This window comes from Microcystis sp. M53603_WE2 (assembly GCF_030065435.1).
In genome coordinates this window covers 1-1,043 of the sequence record NZ_JASJFF010000300.1, presented here as the reverse complement: position 1 = coordinate 1,043, position 1,043 = coordinate 1, and the positions used below count along the sequence as shown (strand labels likewise).

The 1,043-nt window shown below is 38.0% G+C and carries 2 protein-coding genes; both read right to left on the bottom strand.

What is annotated here, in order from left to right; genetic code table 11:
* Window positions 1-247: 247 nt before the first annotated feature.
* Window positions 248-520 carry a ParE family toxin-like protein gene (locus tag PX481_RS06500; protein WP_043998982.1) on the bottom strand — a complete coding sequence of 91 codons (273 nt, stop codon included), beginning with the start codon at window positions 518-520 and terminating at the stop codon, window positions 248-250.
* Window positions 517-744: a hypothetical protein gene (locus PX481_RS06495; protein WP_002758339.1), complete on the bottom strand. Its 228-nt coding sequence runs from the start codon at window positions 742-744 to the stop codon at window positions 517-519. The genes PX481_RS06500 and PX481_RS06495 overlap by 4 nt, the downstream gene beginning before the upstream one ends.
* Window positions 745-1,043 lie beyond the last annotated feature (299 nt).

Sequence of the window (1,043 nt, the reverse complement as noted above, 5' to 3'; positions counted from 1 at the left end):
ATTAACCTATTTGTGCCTTAAGTCCTTTCCTGTATGAATTTCAGCTACTTTTGAGCGTAGTTGCTCTCATCGAATTTTATTTTAAGTTAATTATTTGCATAACAATTCCCGAAGAGCCACAATCTCCTTTAAGGAAACTTATCACAAAAGCTTTGCGTAATTATAGCAAAGATTCTTAGATATGACTGCACTTTATCACAAAATTTCACTATTATTTCGGGTGCGGTGATTTGTTATGTTTCTTGGTTCACAACTTCTTTAACAATTTGTCATACTCTGCGTGAGAGCCTATCCAAAACCAAACAATTACATTCTTACTCTTGATTCTTCCTAGCGCTCTCCAACCTATACCGACTCTGATTGACCAGATCTGGTCTTCTTGATTGACCTCCTTAAATTCTAAGCTTGGATGGCTTGGGTTATCTTGCCATAACTTGTAATTTTTTCTGGCTGTTCTTTTCACTCTGTCTGGTAGCTGTTGAAATAAGCCGACGAAATCTGGATTTAGTTCCGACTTCATAGCTCATCAAATCCCATTTCTTCAGTCTGTCCGTTTTCTGAATCCGCAATAGCTTTCTGAGCAAGTTCTTTGAGAATTAAGCTGTCTTGGGGTTTAGATAATGTTTCTTGCCATTTGATTTCATTTTCGATGTCTTCAATAAACTGCTCTGCCAGTTCGTCTTGAATTGCTTCTGGTAGTTCTTGAGCTTTTTGTACAGCTTTACTTAGAAGTGTTGATAACATTTCTTCTCTTCTCTTGAAAACATAACTACATATTATAGGTCAACTTTCTCTATAACACTCTCTGGGGTAACGATATGGGTCAACTTTCTGTATATCACCCCATTTAGGCGCAATCGCCGGAACTTTTCCCTATATCACGACCAAAAGCGTGTTAGCCAGATTAGCCTATTGCCAAAAACCTTGGTTAACTAAATTCCTGACAATTAGGCTCATTCTAGCGATGATTCTTCGATCTGACCGCACCCATTGACAAAAATTTACAATTATTCGACCTTTAGCGATCGCTATCGGGGGATAGT

Bases quoted from the DNA above. Each gene is read 5' to 3' on its own strand.
- PX481_RS06500 (WP_043998982.1), bottom strand. From the start codon at position 520: ATGAAGTCGGAACTAAATCCAGATTTCGTCGGCTTATTTCAACAGCTA.
- PX481_RS06495 (WP_002758339.1), bottom strand. From the start codon at position 744: ATGTTATCAACACTTCTAAGTAAAGCTGTACAAAAAGCTCAAGAACTA.